Source organism: Mesorhizobium sp. M0276, from assembly GCF_040321755.1.
GTDB lineage: Bacteria > Pseudomonadota > Alphaproteobacteria > Rhizobiales > Rhizobiaceae > Mesorhizobium.
The window spans coordinates 1-522 of record NZ_JAMYSC010000174.1 but is presented as its reverse complement, the minus strand read 5'-3'; the positions used below and the strand labels follow the sequence as shown (position 1 = coordinate 522).

At 61.3% G+C, this 522-nt stretch carries 1 protein-coding gene; it reads left to right on the top strand.

Going from position 1 to position 522, the window contains the following annotated elements; genetic code table 11:
* Positions 1–124: 124 nt before the first annotated feature.
* The coding region (locus NKJ01_RS36335; RefSeq protein WP_352735412.1) for a transposase at positions 125–522 on the top strand (398 nt) is incomplete at its 3' end.

The following is a 522-nucleotide window of genomic DNA, read 5'->3' as shown; positions in this document are numbered from 1 at the left end:
CGGATAGTGTGCTGAAGGTTCTGCAAAAAGTTTTGGAGAGAGAACGGCGCTTGCTCTGAGGGGCGAGCGGCCATGGCACGGTGGTGACGTTACGATCACCGATTCCCGTGGAAGGGGAAGTGCCATGACCAATCGAGAAGTTAGACTGAGCAGAGGCGAGTTGAAAGCGTTGCTGTTGTCGGATGAGGACGGCTTTCGCCAGGCATTGCAGACTGTCGTGCAGGAGGTTCTTGAAGCCGAGATGACGGAGGCGATCGGGGCCGAGAAAGGCGAGCGGACGGCGGAGCGGACGAGTTACCGGTCCGGCTATTACGAGCGCAAGCTGGTGACGCGGGTCGGGGTGCTGGAGCTTCGCGTTCCGCAGGATCGGGCTGGCCGGTTCTCGACGGAGTTGTTTGAGCGCTACCAGCGCTCGGAGAAGGCATTGGTGTCGGCGCTGGTCGAGATGTACGTGCAGGGCGTCTCGACCCGCAAGGTGAAGGCGGTGACGGAGGAATTGTGCGGCCACGCTTTCTCGGCCTC